21 protein-coding genes, 1 tRNA gene and 1 pseudogene are annotated in these 22,373 nt (G+C 69.9%); 7 read left to right on the top strand and 16 right to left on the bottom strand.

All coding sequences use genetic code 11. The features are described 5' to 3' along the window. Window positions 1-36: 36 nt before the first annotated feature. Both QSU92_RS16560 and QSU92_RS16555 read left to right on the top strand, forming a co-directional pair. Window positions 37-780 carry a glycerophosphodiester phosphodiesterase family protein gene (locus QSU92_RS16560; RefSeq protein ID WP_289263579.1) on the top strand — a complete coding sequence of 248 codons (744 nt, stop codon included), beginning with the start codon at window positions 37-39 and terminating at the stop codon, window positions 778-780. A 114-nt stretch (window positions 781-894) separates the two neighbouring features. After that, window positions 895-1,278 carry an RNA polymerase-binding protein RbpA gene (locus QSU92_RS16555; protein ID WP_124293134.1) on the top strand — a complete coding sequence of 128 codons (384 nt, stop codon included), beginning with the start codon at window positions 895-897 and terminating at the stop codon, window positions 1,276-1,278. On the opposite strand, the gene lnt is transcribed toward QSU92_RS16555, so the two are convergent. The 9 genes from lnt to QSU92_RS16510 form a co-directional block, all read right to left on the bottom strand. Further along, window positions 1,279-2,871, bottom strand: a complete 1,593-nt coding sequence (gene lnt, locus QSU92_RS16550; protein WP_289263576.1) for an apolipoprotein N-acyltransferase — start codon at window positions 2,869-2,871, stop codon at window positions 1,279-1,281. After that, window positions 2,868-5,342, bottom strand: coding sequence for a DEAD/DEAH box helicase (locus QSU92_RS16545; RefSeq protein ID WP_289263574.1), 2,475 nt, complete (start codon window positions 5,340-5,342; stop codon window positions 2,868-2,870). Before QSU92_RS16545 ends, lnt begins: the two co-directional genes overlap by 4 nt. 22 nt (window positions 5,343-5,364) lie before the next feature. After that, the gene (gene tatC, locus QSU92_RS16540) at window positions 5,365-6,123 is read right to left on the bottom strand and encodes a twin-arginine translocase subunit TatC (RefSeq protein ID WP_289265948.1); all 759 of its coding nucleotides are present in this window, start codon (window positions 6,121-6,123) and stop codon (window positions 5,365-5,367) included. Window positions 6,124-6,186: 63 nt separating this feature from the next. Then, window positions 6,187-6,435 carry a twin-arginine translocase TatA/TatE family subunit gene (gene tatA / locus QSU92_RS16535; RefSeq protein WP_289263571.1) on the bottom strand — a complete coding sequence of 83 codons (249 nt, stop codon included), beginning with the start codon at window positions 6,433-6,435 and terminating at the stop codon, window positions 6,187-6,189. Window positions 6,436-6,484: 49 nt separating this feature from the next. Next, window positions 6,485-7,483 carry a helix-turn-helix transcriptional regulator gene (locus QSU92_RS16530; RefSeq protein ID WP_289263569.1) on the bottom strand — a complete coding sequence of 333 codons (999 nt, stop codon included), beginning with the start codon at window positions 7,481-7,483 and terminating at the stop codon, window positions 6,485-6,487. Further along, window positions 7,480-8,487, bottom strand: a complete 1,008-nt coding sequence (locus QSU92_RS16525) for a helix-turn-helix transcriptional regulator (protein ID WP_289263567.1) — start codon at window positions 8,485-8,487, stop codon at window positions 7,480-7,482. Before QSU92_RS16525 ends, QSU92_RS16530 begins: the two co-directional genes overlap by 4 nt. 47 nt (window positions 8,488-8,534) lie before the next feature. Then, window positions 8,535-9,224 (bottom strand): FKBP-type peptidyl-prolyl cis-trans isomerase, encoded by a 690-nt coding sequence (locus QSU92_RS16520; RefSeq protein ID WP_289263565.1) that lies wholly within the window; start codon window positions 9,222-9,224, stop codon window positions 8,535-8,537. A 275-nt stretch (window positions 9,225-9,499) separates the two neighbouring features. Then, the gene (locus tag QSU92_RS16515; protein ID WP_289263563.1) at window positions 9,500-10,489 is read right to left on the bottom strand and encodes a tRNA (adenine-N1)-methyltransferase; all 990 of its coding nucleotides are present in this window, start codon (window positions 10,487-10,489) and stop codon (window positions 9,500-9,502) included. Further along, complete coding sequence (locus tag QSU92_RS16510; protein ID WP_422880447.1) at window positions 10,486-11,136, bottom strand: HAD family hydrolase; 651 nt, start codon at window positions 11,134-11,136, stop codon at window positions 10,486-10,488. The genes QSU92_RS16515 and QSU92_RS16510 overlap by 4 nt, the downstream gene beginning before the upstream one ends. 122 nt (window positions 11,137-11,258) lie before the next feature. Here QSU92_RS16510 and QSU92_RS16505 point away from each other — a divergent pair, with 122 nt between their 5' ends. Continuing rightward, window positions 11,259-12,125, top strand: a complete 867-nt coding sequence (locus QSU92_RS16505) for a PAC2 family protein (protein ID WP_289263559.1) — start codon at window positions 11,259-11,261, stop codon at window positions 12,123-12,125. Window positions 12,126-12,144: 19 nt separating this feature from the next. Here QSU92_RS16505 and QSU92_RS16500 read toward each other — a convergent pair whose 3' ends face one another. Continuing rightward, window positions 12,145-12,975, bottom strand: coding sequence for an undecaprenyl-diphosphate phosphatase (locus tag QSU92_RS16500; protein WP_289263558.1), 831 nt, complete (start codon window positions 12,973-12,975; stop codon window positions 12,145-12,147). Between the two features lie 40 nt (window positions 12,976-13,015). Beyond that, complete coding sequence (locus QSU92_RS16495; RefSeq protein ID WP_289263557.1) at window positions 13,016-14,317, bottom strand: M20/M25/M40 family metallo-hydrolase; 1,302 nt, start codon at window positions 14,315-14,317, stop codon at window positions 13,016-13,018. 144 nt (window positions 14,318-14,461) lie between these two features. Between QSU92_RS16495 and QSU92_RS16490 the strand changes: the two genes are divergently transcribed. Further along, window positions 14,462-14,546: transfer RNA gene (locus tag QSU92_RS16490), tRNA-Leu, on the top strand. A 47-nt stretch (window positions 14,547-14,593) separates the two neighbouring features. On the opposite strand, the pseudogene QSU92_RS16485 reads toward QSU92_RS16490, so the two are convergent. Both QSU92_RS16485 and QSU92_RS16480 read right to left on the bottom strand, forming a co-directional pair. Next, window positions 14,594-15,698 (bottom strand): annotated as a pseudogene (locus QSU92_RS16485) (VIT1/CCC1 transporter family protein). Between the two features lie 116 nt (window positions 15,699-15,814). Then, the gene (locus tag QSU92_RS16480) at window positions 15,815-17,623 is read right to left on the bottom strand and encodes a DEAD/DEAH box helicase (protein ID WP_289265946.1); all 1,809 of its coding nucleotides are present in this window, start codon (window positions 17,621-17,623) and stop codon (window positions 15,815-15,817) included. Between the two features lie 131 nt (window positions 17,624-17,754). On the opposite strand from QSU92_RS16480, the gene QSU92_RS16475 reads away from it, so the two are divergent. Continuing rightward, the gene (locus QSU92_RS16475; protein ID WP_289263555.1) at window positions 17,755-18,585 is read left to right on the top strand and encodes an SGNH/GDSL hydrolase family protein; all 831 of its coding nucleotides are present in this window, start codon (window positions 17,755-17,757) and stop codon (window positions 18,583-18,585) included. Window positions 18,586-18,591: 6 nt separating this feature from the next. Here QSU92_RS16475 and QSU92_RS16470 read toward each other — a convergent pair whose 3' ends face one another. Further along, on the bottom strand, window positions 18,592-19,404 hold the full coding sequence (locus QSU92_RS16470) for a TrmH family RNA methyltransferase (protein WP_289263553.1): 813 nt from the start codon (window positions 19,402-19,404) through the stop codon (window positions 18,592-18,594). A 104-nt stretch (window positions 19,405-19,508) separates the two neighbouring features. Here QSU92_RS16470 and QSU92_RS16465 point away from each other — a divergent pair, with 104 nt between their 5' ends. Together QSU92_RS16465 and QSU92_RS16460 are read left to right on the top strand one after the other, a co-directional pair. After that, on the top strand, window positions 19,509-20,363 hold the full coding sequence (locus QSU92_RS16465; RefSeq protein ID WP_422880395.1) for a Sir2 family NAD-dependent protein deacetylase: 855 nt from the start codon (window positions 19,509-19,511) through the stop codon (window positions 20,361-20,363). Window positions 20,364-20,400: 37 nt separating this feature from the next. Then, window positions 20,401-21,027, top strand: a complete 627-nt coding sequence (locus QSU92_RS16460; protein ID WP_289263550.1) for a histidine phosphatase family protein — start codon at window positions 20,401-20,403, stop codon at window positions 21,025-21,027. On the opposite strand, the gene QSU92_RS16455 is transcribed toward QSU92_RS16460, so the two are convergent. Then, on the bottom strand, window positions 21,017-21,826 hold the full coding sequence (locus QSU92_RS16455) for an HpcH/HpaI aldolase/citrate lyase family protein (RefSeq protein WP_289263548.1): 810 nt from the start codon (window positions 21,824-21,826) through the stop codon (window positions 21,017-21,019). The genes QSU92_RS16460 and QSU92_RS16455 overlap by 11 nt on opposite strands. Before the next feature lie 5 nt (window positions 21,827-21,831). Further along, complete coding sequence (locus tag QSU92_RS16450; protein ID WP_289263546.1) at window positions 21,832-22,362, bottom strand: MaoC family dehydratase; 531 nt, start codon at window positions 22,360-22,362, stop codon at window positions 21,832-21,834. Window positions 22,363-22,373 lie beyond the last annotated feature (11 nt).

The raw sequence follows: 22,373 nt of genomic DNA, 5'->3' as shown, positions 1-22,373 counted from the left end.
CAGCATCCGTGGTTCCAGGCGTCGGATGCGCCTCGCGTGCTCGCCCACCGCGGACTCGTGCCCGAGGGATCCACGGATCTCGTCGAGAATTCCTTCGCCGCCGTCGCGGCCGCGCACGCCGCGGGAGCAACCTATGTCGAGTCCGATTGTCACGTGACGCTCGACGGCGAAGTGGTGCTCTTCCACGACGACGATCTGCAGCGCATTGCGGGTGATCCACGCGCGATCGCCGCCGTGACGCTTGCTGAGCTGTCAGAGCTCATGGCCGGGCTGGGGGGTCTGCTCACCCTCGATCAGGCCCTGGAGTCGTTCCCCACGGTGCGATTCAACCTCGACGTCAAGGCGCCCGCAGCCGCGGAAGCGGTCGGTCGCGCCGTCGCACCGTACGCCGATCGTGTGCTTCTGACGAGCTTCTCGGACGAACGTCGCCGCGCCGCCCTTGCAGCGGCCGCGGATGCCGGCGCCCCGATCCGACCGGCGACCTCGGCCGGCACACAGACCATCACCCGTCTCCTGCTCGCGTCAGGGTTTCGGGTCCGCCGGGCCGTCTCGCGACTCCTCTCCGACGTCGATGCCCTTCAGGTGCCCGAGCGACGCGGTCGCGTACCGATCGTCACTCCGCGCCTCATCGAGAACGCCCATCGGCACGGCGTCGAGGTCCACGTCTGGACGGTGAACGATCCCTCCGACATGGAGCGGCTCCTCCTTGCCGGCGTGGATGGACTCGTCACGGATCGCGCCGACGTCGCGCTCCCTCTCGCGGCCCGCCACGCGTCCTGATCCGAAGGCGCGAGGGCCTGAGCATCGGCTGTGAAAGCCGCTCCCGCACCCGTGCTTCGGATGATCCGCCCAGGCGGGGGCGTTATACCTGATCAGCGACGGAAGGACCACACAATGGCAGACCGCAGTCTTCGCGGCATCCGACTCGGCGCCCAGAGCCTACAGAGCGAAGAGGGCGTCGTGTTCCATGAACGCGTACAGCACATCTATTCCTGCACGTCCTGCGGACGTGACACCACACTGACATTCGCGGCCGACGCCGAGGTGCCCCAGGCCTGGGAATGCCGCACCTGCGGCTCCGAGGCTCTCCTGCGCATCGGCGAGGGCACGGCGACGGTCGATCACAGCGACGAGAAGGCGCCCCGCACCCACTGGGACATGCTTCTGGAGAGGCGAACGATCCCCGAGCTCGAAGAGCTGCTGGAGGAGCGTCTCGCCTTCGTCCGTGCTCGCCGCGGTGCAGCCGACGACACCTCGAAGGGCAAGCTCAGCGCCTGATCAGGCTCTGACGTCCCTGTCGACGCCGGTCTCTTCGGAGGCCGGCGTCTTCGTGCGCCCGCGAACTCGCAGCGCGATGCCGATCACGGCGACGGCCAGGAGACTCCCCCAGCCGAGGAGCACCTGCACCGCGGGGCCGATGAGCACGGCAGGCGTGAGACCGGTACGCAGCGGCACGTCGGCGAGCATCTGCCCCGCGGTTCCCGCCGGCAGACTGTCAAGGGTCGTGCCGTCGGGAGCGATCACCTGGCTCGTCCCGACCGTGGAGAGGTTCACCACGGAGCGGCCGGTCTCGATCGCCCGCATCCGCGCGAACGCGAGCTGCTGCAGGTTCTCGTCGGTATCGCGGAAGTCGGCATTGTTCGTCTGGAAGACGTACAGCTCTGCGCCCTCGCGCGCACCCTCCCACATGACGGCGTCGTAGATGACGTCGAAGCAGATCGCCAGCCCCACTCCCACGCCGTCGACGTCGACGAAAGGCGGGTTGTCACCCGGCGTGTACTCGCGCTGGATGAGACCCACGAGGTCGGGCACGATCCGTTCGAAGAACCACCGGTCCGGGACGTACTCCCCCATCGGGACCGGGTTGCGCTTGTCATGGAACGCCACGGGATTGTCCGCGCCCGCCTCCCAGAGCATCGAGGTGTTGAACGTCAGCTCGCCACGGTCGGTGGCGGCGTTGATCAGCAGCGGTGCGCCGAACTGCTCGGCGAGGGCGTCGAGGGTCGCCGCGGTCGTGCCGTCCTGCAGCGGGTCGTAGTCGATCCCGCCCTCCGGCCACACGAGCAGATCGAGATCCTCCCCCGCGAGCGGCGCGGTGGCTTCGAGCTGGGCGTTCAGGATCGCGTACTGGGCGCGTTCATCGAAGTACGCCGAGGGACCGTTGCCCTGCACCGCGCCGACACGCAGGTCACCCGACGGGGTGGTCGGGAACGCAGGGACCGCCACGAGGAGCACCACGGCTGCGACCGTGGGAAGTGCGGTGCGCAGATCACGCAGGCGACCGGCACGCAGCCACTCGATGATCGCGGCGGTGGCGACCACCATGAGGAAGGTCAGCCCCGCGACGCCCGTCCAGGAGGCGATGTCCGCCAGCGGGCTCTCGGACTGGCTCATCCCGATCCTGGCCCACGGGAACCCGGTGTAGGGCCACGACCCCATGAACAGCTCGCGGGCGGTCCACAGTCCGCCGACGAGGAGCGGCAGAGCGGTCAGCTGTGCCGCGCGCGCGGGCATGGCCCGCGGCAGCCACCGGTAGGCGAGCGCGATCGGGACAGCGCCGAGTCCCATGAGGATCGCCTGCAGGCCCGAAAGCGCCAGCCAGGGGATCGGCCCGAGGTAACGGGTGATCCAGAGGATGTGGATGAGGTGGAACGAGGCGCCGAAGACGAAGCCGACCAGGACTGCACCGCCGATGCTCCGGCCGATGAGCGACACCAGGGCGAAGGCCACTCCGACGAACGCGAACGGCCACCACCCCACGTCGGGGAAAGCCAGATCGAGGGTCGGTCCGGCCACCGCGGCGGTGAGCGCCGCCGCCCAGAGCGGGAGGAGCGGACGTGGCATTCCGCGCGCGGCGGACAGTGCGCTCATACGGACGAATGCGCGACGATGCCGCGCCGGACCGCATCCAGCGCCGCGCGCGCGGTCCGTCCCACATCGGTGTCGGCGACGATCGAGAGCTGGTCCAGCAGGTCGATGGTCTGCTTCGCCCAGCGCACGAAGTCGCCCGCGGCCATGTCGGCCTCCTCCAGCACGCGGTCGAGCATCCCGCCGCGCGCCCAGGTGTGCATGGCCAGCGCCAGTCCACCCGCGGGCGGTTCCGACCCCGGCAGGTGATGCTCGCGCTCGAGGTCGTCCAGACGCTGCCAGAGCGTGAGCGTCTCGGCGAAGACCGGACGGAACGCACCCCTCGGGAGGGCGTTCTCACGGCCGTCCTCGCGGCGTGGCTCGAAGACGAGGCAGCAGGCGAGGGCCGCCAGCGATGCAGCATCCAGACGATCCCAGAGGCGCAGGCGGAGCGATTCTGCGACCAGCAGATCACGCTCCCCGTAGATGCGCCGCATGCGGCGTCCTTCGGCGGTGAGGTGCGTGTCGCCGGCGTCGTCCACATCGACGTAGTGGAGCGCGGTGAGCACGTCGACGACGCGGTCGAACACCCGCGCGACGGTTCCGGTGCGGCTGTCGATCTGCCGGCGCATCCGCTGGACGTCGCGGTCGAGGCGGTGATATCTCTCGCCCCACCGGGCATGACTCTCCCGGTCCGGACACGAGTGACACGGATGGCGCTGCATGCGCTTGCGCAGAGACCCGAGTTGGCGCTGTCGGCTCTCCCGGAGAGCGCGCGGTGCCGTGGCATCCCTCCGATTGACCTTCTCGAGGTCGCTCAGCTCACGTCGGATCCCCGCGTACTCCACGAAGTCCCCCCGGTCGCACGCCATCGCCGTCGCATAGCCCGCCAGCGACTCCTCGGCCTCCTTGACCTGCCGGGCGATCCCCACCACGGAACGGTCCGCCTGGAATTGGGCGAAGGAGGATTCCAGCACCTCGCGCGCCCGGGGCCGGCCGAACTGGTCGATGAGGTTGACCGCCATGTTGTAGGTCGGACGGAAGCTGGAGTTCAGCGGATACGTCCGCCGAGACGCCAGCGCGGCGACCTGCTGCGGGTCCATCTGCTCGGTCCACTGGATGACCGCGTGCCCCTCGACGTCGATGCCCCGCCGCCCCGCGCGTCCGGTCAGCTGCGTGTACTCGCCTGCGGTGATCGCGACACGCGCCTCGCCGTTGAATTTCTCGAGCTTCTCGAGCACGACGGTGCGGGCCGGCATGTTGATTCCGAGAGCCAGCGTCTCGGTGGCGAAGACCGCCTTGACGAGCTTGCGCTGGAACAGGTCTTCGACGACCTCTTTGAAGGCGGGGAGGAGACCGGCGTGGTGGGCAGCGACGCCCCGCTCCAGGTTCTCCCGCCACTCCCAGAACCCCAGGACGGCCAGGTCCTCATCGCCCAGGGTGCGGGTGCGCTCCTCGACGACCTCGCGGATGATGTCGCGCTCCTCGCGGGTGGTCAATCGGAGTCCCGCGCGGCGCACCTGCTGCACCGCCGCGTCGCAGCCGGCCCGACTGAAGATGAAGAAGATCGCGGGCAGCAGGCTGCTGCGCTCCAGAAGCCGCACGACGTCGGGACGATCGATCCGCTCGATGCTGCGGATGTTCGAGGGCCGGACCGGCCGCACCCCGCCCCGCGGCGGCCGACGCCGGCTCGGATCGCTTCGCATCTGCTGGGCGCGGCGGTTGTTCTCGAAGCTCGTGGCTTTGAACGACCGCAGCCGCATCAGCTCCTGATTGACCTGCGCGGTGGCGACTCCGGCCCTGTCGTCGAAGAGCGGCAGGAGGTCGCCGCGAACCAGGACGTGCTGCTCCAGAGGCACCGGACGGGTCTCGGAGACGATGACCTCGGTGTCGCCGCGCACGGTGTCGAGCCAGTCGCCGAACTCCTCGGCGTTGGAGACCGTCGCAGACAGGGAGACCAGTCGCACACTCCGGGGGAGATGGATGATGACCTCCTCCCAGACCGCGCCACGGAAGCGATCGGCGAGGTAGTGGACCTCGTCCATGACGACGTAGCGCAGGCTCCTGAGTGCCGGGGAGTCGGCGTAGAGCATGTTGCGGAGGACCTCGGTGGTCATCACGACGACACGGGCGTTGCCGTTGATGTTCGTGTCACCGGTGAGGAGACCGACCTCGTCGGGACCGTACTCGTCGACGAGCTCGCGGTACTTCTGGTTGGACAGGGCCTTCATCGGCGTGGTGTAGAACGCCTTGTCGTCAGACTCGCGCATCGCGAGGTGGATGGCGAACTCGCCGACGATCGTCTTGCCCGCGCCCGTGGGGGCGGCCACGAGGACGCTCCGGCCCTCTTCGAGCGCCCGGCAGCTCTCGATCTGGAACGGATCGAGCTCGAACGGCCGCGACGCGGCGAAGGCCGTGGTGATGGGGTGCCCGCGCTGCTCGCGAGAGGCTGCGGCCGCGCGGGCGTACCGCTCGGCCGGCGACAACTCGGTCATCAGACCGCCCCGGGCGGTGTCATCAGCTCGCCCCGGGCGGCAGCAGAGCGGCGTCTCGGCGCGACCGACGGCGGTCGAACAGCAGCGACAGCCCCGCCGCGGCGAAGAAGAGGACGACGAGGATGCCGGCCAGCATGAGCATGCTCACCACGTCGGCCGCGGGGGTGGCGAGAGCGGCGAAGATCGTCGCCACGAGGACCGCCACCCGCCAGCCTTTGAGGATCGCGCGGCCGCTCATGACCCCGGCGATGTTGAGGGCGACGAGGAAGACCGGGAGGACGAAGGAGATCCCGACGACGATGAGCAGCTTGAAGACGAAGTCGTAGTAGTAGGTCGCGTCGAAGAACGACGCGGCGCCCTCGGGGACGAAGGTCGACATCAGCTCGACGATGTGCGGCATGATCAGCAGGCCCACGTACGCCCCGGCGAAGAACAGGGGGACCGCCGCGGCGACGAAGCCGATGGTGTAGCGAACCTCTTTGCGGGTGAGCCCGGGCATGATGAACGCCCAGATCTGCCACAGCCAGATCGGCGCCGAAAGAAGAAGGCCGATCGCGAAGGACATCCGCAGGCGCAGATCGAAGGCCGACGTGACCGTGGTGAACATCAGCTCGACGGCCGCCTGTTCGCCCTTGACTTCGGCCACCTGCTGGATCGGCAGGGTGATGAGTCTGATCACCGGGTCGGTGATGAAGAAAGCCACCACCATCCCGACGATGAGCGCCAGGACGGCGATCATCAGTCGCTTGCGCAGCTCCAGGATGTGCGCTCCCAGCGACATGCGTCGGTCGCGCCGTGGCTCGCTGTCGTCTGTGCGTGCGCGTTCGGCCGTGGCCACGGCCGATCAGGTCGTTTCGGAGGACCTGCCCGGAGACGCGTCGCGCGACGCGGCGGGCGGGGTGGGAGAGGCCGTCGACGACGTCGTGTCGCCGGAAGGAGCATCCTCCTCCTTCATCGCCTTCATCTCGCCCTTGAAGACGCGGGCGGACTGGCCGACGCTCTTCGCGAGAGCCGGAAGCTTGGCCGCCCCGAACAGCAGAAGGATGACCAGGAGCACGACGAGGAAGTGCCAGCCGGTGAGGTTTTGGAACACGATGGGCTCCGTCGCTAGGGGTCAGGAGTTTCAGTCTAACCCGCGGCGTCTATGAACCGGCCGGTGACGGATCGGCGCGTCCGGTGTACTGCGCGAGCCCGGCGCGAGCCCAGTCCGCAGCCGCGCGCCGGGCCCCCTCGGGCGAGACGATCTCGACGACGCCACCACGCCGTGCCGCCAGGCGGCGCAGCGTCGTCTCGTCGGCGACGCGCAGGGTGGCGATCGCGTCGTCACCGTCCCTCGTGACCGTCGCCCGGTCGAGATAGTCGCCGAGCAGCGGCGCCAGCGACGCACGGAAGCGGATGTGGGCGATGACCTCTCCCCCGCCTTCGCTCGGTTCGAACCAGCCCGGTGCGGCGTCCTCGCTGTGCGTGCTCGGGATGTCGGTGACCCGCAGATCGCTGACCCGGTCCAGATGGAATGTGCGCATCGCCTGACGCAGGTGACACCATCCCTGCAGGTACCACTGGCCATCGGCGATGTGCACCTTGACCGGGTCCACCGTGCGGGCGGTCGGCTCGGACTCGGGCGCCTTGTAGGTGAAGGTGACGGCGACTCGCTCGCGCAGGGCGATCGCGACCGCTTCGCGCACGTCGTCGACCGGGCTCGGCGCGACGATGACATCGGCCGGTTTGGCCGACGCACCCTGGGAGAGCTTGGCCAGGAGGCCGCTGTACACCTCGGTGTCGCCGACCCCCGGGATGGCGCGCGCGAGCTGGAGTCCCGCAACGAGCGCCGCCACCTCCCGAGCGGTCAGCCGGGGAGACCGCTCGAGGCCGACGGAGTGAGTGATGGCGATGACGTCCTGGGTGTCGAGGAGGTCCCAGTCGATGTCGAACAGATCGTTCGACATCTGCCAATAGCCTCGTTCACCGGGGAGTCCGATGACGGTGAGCTTCTGCACCATGCCGCGCATCTCGTCACGGGTGACGTCGAACTCTTCGGCCGCCTCCGCGATCGACACCTCGCCCTTGCTGATGAGGTAGGGCACCAGCTGGAGGATGAGCGCGGCCCGATCGGTGGCGACCAGGGGGCGTCGCGCCCTCATGAGGAGCCTCCCGGCGCCGCGTCATGGCGATCGAACGCCGCCCGCAGGCGGGCGATGACGAGCGCGCGCAGGTCGTCAGGAGCGACCACCCGCACCTCGGGGCCGTACGAGGCCAGCTCATCGGCCAAGACGTGGACGTCGACGAACGGCACGTATATGCCCTGCCCGGCCGGGCGTCCGCGGCGGGCGAGGCGCAGCGCCGCCTCGGTTCCGGGGTCGACCTCGAGGTGGGCGAGCTGGCGTTCAGCGAGCTCTTCGAGTTCTGCCAGCGCTCTCTCCCCCGCGCCGTCGCGCAGCGCCGGATCGAAGGTGTCGCGGGTCACCGCGACGTCCCCGACGATGCGGCTGAGAAGGAACGTGCGATCGGCGTCGAGGTTGAGGTCGCGTCCGAAGACATGCCATCGGGCCTCGTACTCGATCAGCGCCAGAGGCCTGACCCGTCGCAGTCGTTCGTTCTCGTCTCCGGGGCGAAGGTAGGGGAAGGTCACCGCGCGGCTCTGCTCGATGGCGCGCTGCAGCACGGGGAACGACGGCTCCCGCACGCTGATGCGCGGTGAATATCCGATGATCGGCTCGTCGACGTCGATGCCGAGAGCCCGGATCTTGCGCAGCCCGCTGCGGGCCTCAGCCGACAGCGACCCCTCGCTCCACACCTCGCCGGCGAGGTTGAGCAGGGCCAGTTCGGCGGGGGTGAAGGCGATGTGCTCGGGAAGCGAGTACTCCGACTTCGGCACCCGGTAGCGCGCATCGCGCAGATCGTCGGGGTCCGCGAAATCGCCGATCGTCTCGATGGGGACGCCGAGGCCGCGCAGATTCTCCTTGTCGCGTTCGAACATCTTCTCCAGTGCATCCTTCGACGCACCGGATTCGGTGTGCTCGCGATAGCCCGAGACCGAGCGGAGGATCGTGTCCTTGGTCAGTCCCTGCTCCGTGGCCATCAGGGCGACCACGAGGTTGACCAGGCGCTCCTCCGGCGGATTCTTCGTAGGGGTGTTCGCCGGCACCCCCTCATCCTAGGCCGGGAAAGGCGAAGATCCGGAAGGCGCGGAGATCAGGAGATCTCGTCGACTCCGAGGATGTCGACGACGAACACCAGGGTCGCCCCACCGGGGATGCTCCCCTGACCCGCATCGCCGTACCCCTGATCCGGCGGTACGACGATCATCACCTGGGATCCGACCGTCTGGCCCTCCAGGCCCGCCGCGAAACCGGGGACGACGTCTCCGAGCTCGAACGACACCGGCGCCTGCCCCCACGACGAATCGAACACCGTCTTGTCGTCCCACAGCACGCCGGTGTAGGCGACGCGCACCGGGACGTCGCCGGTCACCTCGGGGCCGTCACCGCGGATGAGGGTCTCCACGACGAGGTCGCTGGGAGCAGCGGCATCCGGGACGATCACGCCGGGCGTGCCGTCGGCGGCGCGCACGACGGAGGGAAGGTTGAAACCGGCGTTGAACTGCATCGCCCCCGCAGCCCGGGGAAGGTACGCCTTGCGCACGTCGACGACGGCGACGGCAGACTCGTCCTCGGCCAATCCGATGCTGGCCGCCGCTTCGGGCAGGATGTCGCCGGGCGCGAGGCCGACGACCACGCGCGACCCCTCCGTCGCGCATTCCAGCGCGCCCTCCAGAGCCGGGATCGGGGTGTACCACTGCGACATCGGCGCCACGCGGGCGATGTCGTCGTCGTAGGGGGTCTGGATGAGCACCTCGCCGGTCTCGCCGCTGACGATCGTCACATCGAGCAGCGCCGCCTGCTCCGTGGTGGTCAGCGCCGTTCCGTCACCGGCCTCGAGGTCGGCGTGGGAGGTCGAGCGGACCTGGAAGGGCGTGTAGAGCCCACATCGGGGGCACTTCCCCGGTCACCGTCGACAGTGACGAGGGAGTCGAGAGAGGATCCGGATGACGCGGGCCGGTCGCATCCCGCAGCCGGGACGCTGGTGCATCCGACCAGGGTCAGCGCGGACAGGCCGACGACGGCGAGCAGAGCGGGGAGTTTTCGCACCCGGCTAGTTTAGGCGGACCCCTGGGCGCCCCCTGTGCGGGCATCAGCCGCACGCTGTGCCTCGCGGACGCGTTTGCGCAGATTCTTGTCGGTGATCTCGCGGTCGCCGACCGCGCCCGGGGTCCACAGCTCGACGTCTTCGTCGCCGTAGCTCGACTTCGACGCACGACGCTTGCGCTCAGGGAGCACGGCACCCGGCGCCAGGCGGCGGGCGGTGAGCAGGAAGCCGGTGTGAGCGACCATGCGGTGATCGGGGCGCACGGCGAGCCCCTCCACGTGCCAGCCGCGCACCATCGTCTCGTTGGCCTCCGGGTCGGTGAACAGTCCGGTGCCGCGGATGTACTCCGCCACCCGGCTCAGCTGCGTGGCGGTGGCGACGTAGCAGATGACGACGCCGCCGGGGACGAGTGCATCGGCCACCACGTCGATGCAGTCCCATGGCGCGAGCATGTCGAGGACGACACGGTCGACCGTGCCGTCCTCCAGGGTCTGCGGGAGCTCATCGATGAGATCGCCCACGACCACCTGCCACGCGGGCGGCTCCTCACCGAGGAAGGTCGCGACGTTCGCACGCGCGACCTCGGCGAAGTCCTCCCGGCGTTCGAAGGAGACGAGCCGTCCCTCCGGGCCGATCGCGCGCAGGAGCCACAGCGCCAGCGCGCCCGAGCCGACGCCGGCCTCGACGACGGTGGCACCGGGGAAGATGTCGGCGTCCGCGACGATCTGCGCGGCGTCCTTCGGGTAGACGATCGCCGCGCCGCGCGGCATGGACATGACGAAATCACGCAGCAGCGGCCGCAGAGCGAGGTATTCGTGCCCGCCGCTGCCGACGACCACGGATCCGTCGGGGATGCCGATGATGTCGCGATGGGCGAGGACGCCGTGGTGCGTGTGCAGCTCTCCGTCCTCGCGGAGGGTGACGGTGTGCAGTCGTCCCTTGGGCCCGGTCAGCTGCACCCTCTCGCCCACGCGGAACGGTCCGCTCCACCGGCCGCTCACGCGCGGGCCCCCTCGCGGGCGATGCGGGCAGCGTGGAACGCCTGCAGGTCCGCCGTGGTGCGCCCCTCCAGGCTCTCCCAGATCGCGTGCGCGCCCGCCCCGGCGAGGGAGACCATCAGCGGCACTCCGATCACGGACGCTCCCGATGCGACGGCGGAGCGCAGTCCGTTGGGCGAATCCTCGATCGCGACGGTGTCCGACGGTGCGACGCCGAGGAGGTCGCAGGCCTGCAGGTACGGATCGGGGAACGGCTTGGGGCGGGTCGCATCGTCACCGGCGATGACGACGTCGAACGCCTCGAAGTCGATGAGGTCGACCACGGTGGTCGCCATCCTGCGCATGGACATCGTCACCAGCGCCGTCTTGACGCCGCTGTCCCTCAGATCGCGCAGCAGTTCCCTGGCGCCGGGGCGGAACGGCACGCCGGTGACGGCGAGCTGTCGCATGACCTCGTCGGTGAGGTGGTCGATGATCTCGCCGATCCCCATCCTCACGCCGGCGTTCTGGAAGATGCGCGCCGAATCCTCCAGTCCCAGACCCACCAGGCTCAGCGCCTGCTCGTGGGACCAGGTCCCGCCGAAGCCTTCGACCAGCGGAGTCTCTGCGGCCATCCAGTAGGGCTCGGTGTCGACAAGTGTGCCGTCCATGTCCCACAGGACGGCGGCGAGAGAGGGGGATTGCACCGGTCAAGGCTACCCGGCGCCCCCGTCCGACCCGCGCGACGCCTATCCTGGGTAGCAGCCCGCGCCGGCGGGCCGAGGGAGGTCCTGTGGAGGGTCTGGGACGCAGGGTGATCGTCGCGGCGTTCGACGGCTGGAACGACGCGGGAGAGGCCGCGTCGTCGGCTCTGGCGCAGATCCGCGGGACGGACGGCTATGAACCGGTCTTCTCCGTCGACCCGGAGCTGTACTTCGACTATCAGTACACCCGGCCCCAGGTCTCGATCGACGGCGAAGGACGGCGGAACCTCTCCTGGCCGGAGACGACTCTGCTCCGACCGATCCGCCAGACCCGCGGTACGCAGCTGTGGCTCCTCACCGGCGTCGAGCCGGCGCGTGCCTGGCAGGCATTCGCCTCCGAGATCATCGACGCGGCCCTCCGCGAGGACATCACCGGCTTCGTCGCCCTCGGCTCGATGATGTCGGATGTCCCGCACACCCGTCCGATCTCGGTGTTCGCCGGCAGCGACAACGACCAGCTGCGTCAGTCCCTCGACCTGGAGAAGAGCACGTACGAGGGGCCGGTCGGCATCCTCAGCGTGCTCGCGCACTCAGCCGAGGCCGCCGGCATCCCCACGGCGAGCCTCTGGGCCAGCGTGCCCCACTACGTCGCGGGACACACCCCATCGCCGAAGGCGACACTGGCGCTGCTGGATCGCCTCGAGGACCTCACCGGCGCGCAGGTGCCGCGCGGCGACCTGTCCACCGAGGCAGCGGCGTGGGAGGCGTCGATCGACGCCGCTGCCGCGGACGACGAGGAGATGACCGAGTACATCCGCCAGCTCGAGCGGACCCGCGACACGTGGGATTCGCCCGAAGCCTCCGGCGACGCCATCGCCCAGGAGTTCGAGCGTTACCTGCGTCGCCGCGGCGACGGTCCGACCAAGCCCGGGCGGGACGACCCCCGTCGGTCCTGACCGACCCCGACGTTCTCGATCAGTAGGGCTGGAGAACCCCCACCGACAGCAGCACGATGAGCAGCACGCCCAGCGCCAATCGGTAGATGACGAACGGCAGGAAGCTGCCGCGCTGGAGGTAGCGCATCAGGAACGCGATGACCGCGAGGCCGACACCGAAGGCCACGACCGTCGCCGCCGCCGTGTCGAGCTGGCTGTACGGCCCACCGGGCTCTTCGAAGCTCTGCAGCAGCTCGTAGAACCCGCTGCCGAACACGGCGGGCACGGCGAGCAGGAAGGCGTACTCGGCAGCGGCGGGGCGGGTGTAGCCGAGGGCGAGGCCGAGCGTGGTGGTCGCACCCGAGCGCGACACACCGGGAACGAGGGCGAGCGCCTGGGCGAAGCCGAGGGCGAGGCCGTGCGGATAGGTCAGGTCGCTCAGCTCGCGCCGACGCGCGCCCCAGCGGTCTGCGGCGCCGAGGAGCAGTCCGAAGACGATGAGCACGATCGCCACGAGCCAGAGGTTGCGGAACGTGTCGCGGATGACATCCTGCAGCAGGAACCCGAGGACGCCGATCGGGATGGTGCCGATGATGATCAGCCACCCCATGCGGGCATCGGGATCGTTTCTGGGCACCCGCCCCGCCAGTGACTGCGCCCACCGCGAGATGATCCGGACGATGGTCTTCCAGAAGTACAGCAGGACCGCCGCTTCGGTGCCGATCTGGGTGATCGCGGTGAAGGTCGCGCCGGGATCCTCCGCCGACGGCAGGAACTCCCCCACGATGCGCAGGTGCGCGCTGGAGGAGACCGGGAGGAATTCGGTGAGGCCCTGGACGATGCCGAGGAAGATCGCCTCGATGAGCTGCATGTGCGCCTTTCGGTGAACGGGGAGGAGTGGCGACGCCGCGTCAGCAGGTGCGCAGCAGGTCGGTGAGCACTCGCTGACCGAACTCGAGCGCCGCGATCGGCACCCGCTCGTCGACGCCGTGGAACATGCCGGTGAAGTCCAGATCGGCGGGGAGGCGCAGCGGTGCGAATCCGTACCCCGCGATTCCGAGCTCCGCCAGGGCCTTGTTGTCGGTACCGCCGCCCATGAGGTACGGGATGACGGGGGTTCCCGGATCGTGCACACCCAGCGCTCGCACCATCGCATCGACGAGGTCGCCTGCGAAGGGCACCTCGAGTCCGATGTCGCGGTGCACCACCTCTACCTCGACGTCGTCGCCGATGATGCGGCGGATGTCGTTCAGAGCGGCATCTTCGGTGCCCGGGAGGACACGGACGTCGATGAGCGCCTCCGCGCGATCGGGGATGACGTTGTGCTTGTATCCCGCGGTCAACCCGGTCGGGTTGGTGGTCGTCCGCAGCGTCGCGCGGAGAAAACCCGCTGCGGGGCCGGCCTCGGCGGCGAGTTCGTCGGGGTCGTCGCCGGCGCGGCCGGAGAGCTCACCCAGGGCGGCCACGAGCTGCGTCGTCGTGTCGGTCAGCGTCACCGGCCACGCGGTGCGACCGAGGGCGGCCACCGCTTCGGCGAGGCGGGTGACGGCGTTGTCGGGGTGGAAGCTGCTGCCGTGGGCGGCCCGCCCCCGCGCCACGAGCCGGATCCAGACGAGCGCCTTCTCCCCCACCTGCAACAGGTACGCGCGACGGTCCGCAACGCTGATGGAGTAGCCGCCGACCTCGCTGATGGCCTCCGTCGCGCCGGCGAACCACTCGGGACGGTCGCGGACCACGAGCTGGGACCCTTCGATGCCGCCGTTCTCCTCGTCGGCGAAGAACACCAGGACGAGGTCGCGGTCCGGCCTCTCCCCCGACCGGAGCATGTCGGCGACGGAGGCGAGGATCATCGCATCCATGTCCTTCATGTCGACCGCTCCGCGACCCCAGAGCATGCCGTCGCGCACGTCGCCGCCGAACGGGTCGACGCTCCAATCCTCCGCCACGGCGGGAACGACATCGAGGTGGCCGTGCAGGACGAGGGCCGGTCGATCGGGGTTGCGGCCCGGCACGCGGGCCATCACGTTGGTGCGCCGAGCGATGGGTTCGTAGTACTCCGGCTCCAGTCCCAGCGACTGCAGGAAGGCACCGACGTACTCGGCAGCTTCGCGCTCGCCGTGGGATCGACCGCCTCCGAAGTTGGTGGTGTCGAACCGGATGAGGTCCTGAGCGATGCGGGCGGCTTCGGGGAGATCGGATCCGGGCGTCGACATGCGGACTAACCTACCCGTCCGTGGTGTCGGCGAATCGCGGGCCGATCCGACGCGCGTCGCGGTTGACACCCCGCCGCCCGTGCGCACGAGCGACCCCGCGGACGTGATAGTGTCGATCCTCGGTTGCACGACCGAAACACCCATGCGCGGGTGGCGGAATAGGTAGACGCGCTAGCTTGAGGTGCTAGTGCCCGTATAGGGCGTGGGGGTTCAAGTCCCCCCTCGCGCACAGGAAGAAAAACCCCCGGCCGGCCGGGGGTTTTTCTGTTCCGCCCGTCATGCCACGGCGACGCCGAAAGCGAGTCCGAGCACATATGTGACCGCCGCGGCCGCGTAGCCGATCGCGAGCTGTCGCAGTGCGCGGCGTAACGGCGGACCGCCCGAGAGCAGTCCGACCATCGCTCCCGTGGCCAGGAGCGCGATGCCGACGAGGACCAGCGCCGCAACCATGGCGACCGTCCCCGACAGCCCGAGCATCCACGGCAGGAGGGGGATGACCGCACCCGAGGCGAAGAAGAGGAAGCTCGACAGCGCCGCACCCCAGTCGCGACCGATGACATCGTGCGCTTCGGAGTACTCGTCGGCCAGCCGGAAGGGGATACTCCGATCGGCTTCGCGCGCTGCGCCGACGACCGATCGCGCTCTGGTGGCGGCATCGGCCTCGGACATCCCCCGAGTGCGGTAGACCAGCGCCAGCTCGTTGGCGTCCAGTTCGAGGTCGGGGAGGACGTGGTCAGCGTCGTTGTTCGGCTCGGTGGCCGCGAGTAGCTCGCGCTGCGAGCGCACCGAGACGAACTCCCCCGCGCCCATCGACAGCGCACCCGCCAGCAGTCCTGCAACCCCGCTGAAGAGGACGAACGAGGGCGCCACACCGGTGGCGCCGATCCCCATGACCAGGGCCATGTTGGAGACGAGTCCATCGTTGGCGCCGAACACGGCGGCGCGGAACGATCCCGACAGACGTCGACGGCCCCGGGCTGCAAGACCCCGCACGACCTCCTGATGGATGCGTTCGTCGGCCGCCATCGAGGGCGAGGCGAAGGGTTCGGCCTCGTAGGGCGATCGTGCCTCGGCGCGCTGGGCGAGGGCGAGGACGAAGATCGAGCCGAAGCGCCGTGCCAGCAGTGCGAGCACGCGCGTGCGCAGATCTGGGCGTGGCAGCCGGTCGGGCTCACCGCCGAGCATCTCCAGCCAGTGGGCCTCATGCCGCCCCTCCGCCTCGGCGAGAGCGAGGAGGATGTCGCGCTCCTCCCCCTCACGACGGCCGGCGAGCCTCGCGGTAGACGCGCGCCTCGGCGCGTTCGTCGACGAGGTACTGCGCCCAACGGCGACGGTCGCGGGCGTTGATCGGAGGCGGGGAGACTGGGGCGTCGACGGGCACGCGGAATCGACCTCGTTTCAGGGGGCGGAAGCATCTCCACGCTAGCCACCGGCGCCGCCCGAACTCTCACCGGGACGCGGATTGCCAGCATTTCGGACGACCGAACCGGCACCCGCTCAGGACCGGACGCGGGCGCGCAGTACGTCGATCCGCGCCTGCAGCTGCGCCACCGTGGCGTGCGAGACCGCAGGGCCGCCGCAGATGCGCCGGAGCTCGGCGTGGACGGCACCGTGCGGCTCGCCGCTCTGCCGGGCGTAGAGCCCCACCAGGCTGTTGAGGAGCTGCCGCTGTTCCTTCAGGGTGCGGTGAAGGGCCGCGGGCGGCGCGGGCGCCGGGGATTCGGATGCGGTGGTGGCGGCTGCTTCGCGAACCTTGCGGTGACGGCTCTGGCGCGCCTGACGCTGCAGCAGAAGCTCGTGGACGTGCTCGGGTTCGAGGAGACCCGGGAGCCCGAGGAACTCCTCCTCCTCCGGCGTTCCGGGGACGGCGAGCTGACCGAACTCCCGGCCGTCGAACATGACCCGGTCGAAATGAGCGGCCGATCCGAGCGCCTGGAAGGTGAACTCCTGCGTCAGCGCGTCGGAGGCCTTCTCCTGGCGTTCCGCGGCGTCCATCAGATCTTCTTCGGCGTTCCACTCGTCATCGCCGTCGCTGTCTCGGTCAAGGGCGTGATCGCGCTGACGCTCGAGCTCGTGAGCGAGCGCCAGCAGCTGCGGGACGTTCGGGAGGAACACACTCGCGGTCTCGCCGCGACGCCGAGCCCGCACGAATCGTCCGATCGCCTGGGCGAAGAACAGCGGGGTGGATGCCGAGGTGGCGTAGACACCCACGGCCAGGCGAGGAACGTCGACGCCTTCGGACACCATCCGTACCGCGACCATCCATCGCGACGTCCCTGCCGAGAACGACTCGATCCGCGACGACGCCTCCGCCTCGTCGGAGAGCACCACGGTGGGTCGCTCGCCGCTGATCCCCTCGAGGATCGCGGCGTACGCCCGCGCCGCGGTCTGGTCGGTCGCGATCACGAGACCGCCGGCATCGGGCACCTGCTCGCGCACTTCGCTCAGGCGGCGATCGGCGGACCGGAGCACGGCGGGGATCCAGTCGCCCTCGGGGTCGAGCGCCGTGCGCCACGCCTGCGAGGTGATGTCCTTGGTGTTGTCCTGACCGAGCTGGGCCTCCATCTCATCGCCCGTCTTGGTCCGCCACCGCATCTGCCCGGCGTAGACGAGGAAGATGACAGGGCGCACGACCCCGTCCTCCAGCGCCCGCCGATAGCCGTAGGCGTAGTCGGTCCGGGAGATCCTGATGCCCTTGTCGTCGGGGTGGTACTCCACGAAGGGAATGGGTGCGGTGTCGCTGCGGAAAGGGGTCCCCGACAGCAGCAGCCTGCGTGTCGCCCGACCGTAGGCCTCCCTGAGCGCGTCACCCCAGCTGAGGGCGTCGCCGCCGTGGTGGACCTCGTCGAGGATGACGAGGGTGCGCGCCGCGTCGGTCAGATGCTGATGCACCGAGGGTTTCACCGCGACCTGCGCGTACGTCACCGCGACCCCGTGGTACTGGCGGGACGGTGCGACGAATCGATTGCTGAATGCAGGATCCAGGCGCAGCGAGACGCGCGCCGCCGCGTCGGCCCACTGCGACTTCAGGTGCTCGGTGGGGGCCACCACGACCACGCGGTCGACGACGTGCCGCCGGAGCAGCTCGGTCGCCAGTCGCAGCGCGAAGGTCGTCTTCCCGGCGCCCGGGGTGGCAGCCGCGAGGAAGTCGCGCGGTCCGGAGCCCGGGCCGTCGGGACCGTCGAGCGAGAAGTAGAGGTCCAGCGCCTCGGCCTGCCAGGCGCGCAGCCGCTGCGCGGTGCCCCACGGCGCCCGCTGCGGCCAGGTCGGCGACAGGTGCTCGGCGGCGAAGCTGCCGAGATGGATGTCGGTCTCGCCGGCGGTGTCGGTCAGAGCGGCCTCGTCCACATCCCCCCCTTCCCGAACACGACGAGTCACCACGATAGACGACGCCCCGGACGCTACCCTCGACACAAGCCACGAGCCGAGGAAGCGCCATGTCGACCACCCCCGACCACCCGAGTCCGTACGCCGCGAACCACGAACTGCACCCCTGGCGGCGGTTCGTCGCTCTGGGCGACTCATTCACCGAGGGCATCGGCGACCCCGAGCCCGATTCGCCGGGCGGTCACCGCGGCTGGGCCGACCGAGTGGCGGAGGTGCTCTCGCGTCAGGTGCCCGATTTCTCGTACGCCAACCTCGCGATCCGGGGTCGACTGATCCGTCAGATCGTCGACGAGCAGGTCGAACCGGCCCTCGATCTCAAGCCTGATCTGGTCACCTTCTCCGCCGGCGGCAATGACGTGATCCGTCCGGGCTCGGACCCCGATGTGGTGGCCGACATCTTCCACGACGCCGTCGTGCGCCTGTCCGCCTCCGGTGCGACGCTCGTGGTCTTCACCGGCATCGACACGAATTTCACCCCGGTCTTCCGCGGGATCCGCGGCAAAGTCGCCATCTACAACGAGAACATCCGCGCCATCGCGGAGCAGTACGACTGCATCGTCGCCGACCAATGGGCCCTGAAGGAGGTGCAGGACATGCGCTTCTTCGACGACGACAGGCTCCACTACAACTCGCTCGGTCATCACGAGGTGGCCAGGATGGTGCTGCGCACCCTCGCCGTGCCCAACGACCTCCACCCGATGGCACCCGACCCCCTGCCGGTGCGCACCTGGCGTCAGGCCAGGTCGAACGACCTGGTCTGGGCGCGGGAGTACCTCGTGCCGTGGGTGCTGCGGCGACTCCGGCAGCAGTCTTCCGGTGACGCAGTGACCCCCAAGCGCCCGGAGCCGCTTCCGATCATCCGGTCGACGGACGACTCCTGACCGGCGTCACCGCCCCTCGCGCGTGAGTGCCCACAGGGCCACCGCGCTCGCGGCGGCGACGTTGAGCGAATCGACGCCCCCGGCCATCGGGATGGTGACCACCGAGTCGGCGTCGGCGAGACTCCGGCCCGACAGACCGTGTCCCTCGCTGCCGAGGAGCAGGGCCACCCGATCCGGCCGATCGCGGGCGAAGCCGTCGAGGGGGACCGCATCCCCGGCGAGGGCGAGGGCGGCGACGTGGAAGCCGGCCGATGCCAGCTCGGCGGCGCTGGAACGCTGGTCGGCCAGTCGCGTCCACGGCACCTGGAAGACGGTCCCCATCGACACCCGGACGCTCCGGCGGTACAACGGGTCGGCGCATCGCGGTGAGACCAGGACCGCGTCGGCGCCGAGCCCGGCGGCATTGCGGAAGACGGCGCCGACATTGGTGTGGTCGACGATGTCCTCGAGGACCACCACGGTCCGCGCCCCCGCAACGGTGTCGGCCACGCTGCGGAGGGCCGGGCGGTGCATGGCCGCAAGAGCCCCTCGGTGCACGGCATAGCCGGTGAGGGCCTCGGCGACGGCCGGCGGGACCACGAACACGTCGACCCCGGGCGCCTGGGCCACAAGCGGCGTGACGTCGTCGACCCATTTGCGCTGCACCAGGATCGACCTCGGCCGATGCCCCGCCGCCAGCGCGCGGGCGATCACCTTCGCCGACTCCGCGATGTAGAGCCCCTCATCGGGTTCCCGGACCCGTCGGAGAGCTACGTCGGTGAGGTCTCGGTAGTCCGACAGGCGATCGTCGTCCGGATCGTCGATCTCGTGCAGCTGCATCCGACCACTCTGGCACCCGGGCGTCTCGTAACATCACTGAAAAGCGACGGGCCTAGACTCGGTCACCTGCGCCCGGCGACCTACACCCGGCGAAGGAGGTGGCTGTGACCGTCACGACCGATGTGAGCTCTCAGACTCCGGCCGTCTCCGAGGCGCTGGAGGTGCTGCGGGGCCGGCGCCTGGCGATCCTCACCGGCGCCGGCGTGTCGACCGATTCGGGGATCCCCGACTACCGCGGCGAAGGCGCCCCCGTGCGCACACCGATGACGGCGCAGCAGTTCCTCGGCGACGCCGCCGCCCGTCGCCGTTACTGGGTGGGTTCCCATCTCGGATGGCGGGCATTCGCCGCGGCGAGCCCGAATGCCGGTCATGGGGCGATCGCCGACCTCGAGCACCGCGGCATCGCCGCGGGGGTGATCACTCAGAACGTCGACGGTCTGCATGTGCGCGCGGGCAGCCGCCGTGTCGTCGAGCTGCACGGCACGATGCGTCGCGTCTTCTGCACGCACTGCGGCCAGGTCTTCGACCGCCGTGACCTCGCTGTCCGCGTCGAGCGCGACAACCCGTGGCTGACCGTCCCGGACGCGGTGCCCCTCGGGCCCGACGGGGATGTCGTGCCCTCGGCCACCGACGGTTTCATCCTTCCCGACTGCACGGTGTGCGGCGGCATGCTGAAACCAGATGTCGTGTTCTTCGGCGAGTTCGTCCCGGCAGAGAAGTTCCGCGAGGCCGAGCAGATCGTGCGCACGGCCGATGCCCTCGTGATCGCCGGGTCATCGCTGGTGGTCAATTCCGGCATCCGTCTGCTCGAGCGCGCCCGTCGCCGAAGACTTCCCGTGGTCATCGTCAATCGGGGGCAGACGCGCGGCGATGCGCGCGCCACGGTGAAGATCGACGCCGGCACCTCGCCGGTCCTGCGTTTCCTCGCCGACAACCTTCCGGTGCCCGACACCCGCTGACGGCGGACCGTCGGCCGGGTCCCGGTACGCTCTTCCGGTGAGCTCACTGATCCTGGTCCGCCACGGCGAGACCGACTGGAACCGCGCCGGTCGCATTCAGGGGCTCACCGACATCCCTCTGAACGACACCGGCCGCGCGCAGGCCCGTGAGGCGGCGGACCGGCTGCGTGCAGAGCTCACCGGCACGATTCCGGACGCCGGGAGGGATGCCGCGGAGGACGCCGTCATCGTCTCCAGCGATCTGCAGCGGGCGTCCGAGACAGCCGACATCATCGCCGCGGCCCTGGGTCTCGGCACGCCGCGCCGATACCCGGGCCTCCGCGAGCGCGCGTACGGGGAGGCCGAGGGACTCGTCACCGCGGAGTTCCAGCGCCGCTGGGGTCACTGGCACATCGCCGACGTCCCGGGTGCCGAGACGCGAGCGGATCTCCGCGCCCGGGCGATCGACGCGCTTCTGCGTGTGCGGCAGGACGCGAGCGTCGACGGGACCATCCCCCCGCTCATCGCGGTCGCGCACGGAGCGCTCATCCGCGAGGTCATCGGACACGCCACCCAGGACCGTCTGCCCGAACCCGGCGTCCGCCTGCCGAACGGCTCGCTGCACCGCTTCGATATCGAGCGTGGCTCACTCCGGCTGATGCTGCCGGTCGACCTCACCCGGTGAGGGTGGCGCGGTCCATCACCGAGCGGGCGTGCCGGAGGACCGGCTCGTCGACCATGCGCCCCTCGTGGGTGAACACCCCGGGCCGATCCTCGGCGGCGGCGAGGAGGCCTCGGGCCCACGCGATCGTCGCGTCATCGGGCCGGTACGCCCGGCGGATGACGGGTACCTGGGAGGGGTGGATGCAGGCGGTGGCGGCGAACCCCGAGGCCGCTGCGTCGGCGGCCTCCCGCGCGAGTCCCTTCACGTCTGCGATGTCCAGGTGCACCGCGTCGACGGCCGCCTTGCCCTGGGCGCCCGCCGCCAGCAGCACGCGCGCCCGCGCGTACCGGGCGACGTCGCGGTAGCGACCGCTGGGCTTGCGACTGGATGTGCCGCCGAGGCTGGCGACGAGGTCCTCCGCGCCCCACATGAGACCGACCACCTGGTCATGGGCGGCGAGCTTCTCCGCGGCGGCCACACCGCCGGCCGTCTCGCACAGGGCGACGATCGAGAACCGCCGGTCGATGGCGCGCAGCGCCTTGGCGCTTTCGGCTTTGGCGAGCATCACGGTGCGGAAGTCGGTCTGCGACAGGGTCGCCATGTCGGCGGCGAAGGCCTCGGTGCCCACCGGGTTCACCCGCACGATGACCCGGGACGGGTCGAGGTCGGCGTCGATCACGGCGCCACGCGCGGCGGTCTTGCGATCGGCGCCGACGGCGTCCTCCAGATCGAGGATGACGGCGTCGGCGCGCTCGAGCGCCTTGCCGAACCGTTCGGGGCGGTCGGCCGGGCAGAACAGGAGAGCCGGAGCGGGCAGCATCCTCCTCACACCTCCTCTGCGGTCTCGGAGTCGTCGCTCACCCTCGCGCCTGCGGCATCCCGGCACCACATCAGGGCGACCCGGGTGGCGGAGGCGACCGTCACGCCGTCCTGATTCCTCCCCGTATGCCGCATGGTGACGATCCCCTGACCCGGGCGGGACGCAGAGCGACGCGCGTCGAGGATCTCGGTTTCGGTATAGAGGGTGTCACCATGGCGGAGCGGAGCGGGGAAGGTGATGTCGGTCATGGCGAGCTGCGCGACGAGGGTTCCCAGCGTCAGCTGCGACACCGATGCACCGACCATCGTCGCCAGCGTCCACATCGAGTTCACCAGCCGTTCGCCGAACGGGCTGTCGGCGGCCCAGGCGGCATCCAGATGGAGCGGCTGGGAGTTCATCGTCAATGCCGAGAACAGCACGTTGTCGGTCTCGGTCGCCGTCCGCCCGGGTCGGTGCAGGTAGCGGGCTCCGACATCGAATTCTTCGAAGTAGAGTCCGCGCTGGATGACGCCGGGGTGCTCGGGATCGTCGTTCACAGTGAGGCCCA

Source organism: Microbacterium sp. ET2, from assembly GCF_030347395.1.
Lineage (GTDB): Bacteria > Actinomycetota > Actinomycetes > Actinomycetales > Microbacteriaceae > Microbacterium > Microbacterium albipurpureum.
Note: the sequence above shows the minus strand (reverse complement) of the source record. Positions and strands in the feature narration are given on the sequence as shown.

What these genes read in the sequence shown, in the direction of transcription:
- QSU92_RS16555 (WP_124293134.1), top strand. Translation starts at nt 895, where the DNA reads ATGGCAGACCGCAGTCTTCGCGGCATCCGACTCGGCGCCCAGAGCCTA.
- lnt (WP_289263576.1), bottom strand. Translation starts at nt 2,871, where the DNA reads ATGAGCGCACTGTCCGCCGCGCGCGGAATGCCACGTCCGCTCCTCCCG.
- QSU92_RS16545 (WP_289263574.1), bottom strand. Translation starts at nt 5,342, where the DNA reads ATGACCGAGTTGTCGCCGGCCGAGCGGTACGCCCGCGCGGCCGCAGCC.
- tatC (WP_289265948.1), bottom strand. Translation starts at nt 6,123, where the DNA reads ATGTCGCTGGGAGCGCACATCCTGGAGCTGCGCAAGCGACTGATGATC.
- QSU92_RS16530 (WP_289263569.1), bottom strand. Translation starts at nt 7,483, where the DNA reads ATGAGGGCGCGACGCCCCCTGGTCGCCACCGATCGGGCCGCGCTCATC.
- QSU92_RS16510 (WP_422880447.1), bottom strand. Translation starts at nt 11,136, where the DNA reads ATGGACGGCACACTTGTCGACACCGAGCCCTACTGGATGGCCGCAGAG.
- QSU92_RS16500 (WP_289263558.1), bottom strand. Translation starts at nt 12,975, where the DNA reads ATGCAGCTCATCGAGGCGATCTTCCTCGGCATCGTCCAGGGCCTCACC.
- QSU92_RS16495 (WP_289263557.1), bottom strand. Translation starts at nt 14,317, where the DNA reads ATGTCGACGCCCGGATCCGATCTCCCCGAAGCCGCCCGCATCGCTCAG.
- QSU92_RS16475 (WP_289263555.1), top strand. Translation starts at nt 17,755, where the DNA reads ATGTCGACCACCCCCGACCACCCGAGTCCGTACGCCGCGAACCACGAA.
- QSU92_RS16470 (WP_289263553.1), bottom strand. Translation starts at nt 19,404, where the DNA reads ATGCAGCTGCACGAGATCGACGATCCGGACGACGATCGCCTGTCGGAC.
- QSU92_RS16455 (WP_289263548.1), bottom strand. Translation starts at nt 21,826, where the DNA reads ATGCTGCCCGCTCCGGCTCTCCTGTTCTGCCCGGCCGACCGCCCCGAA.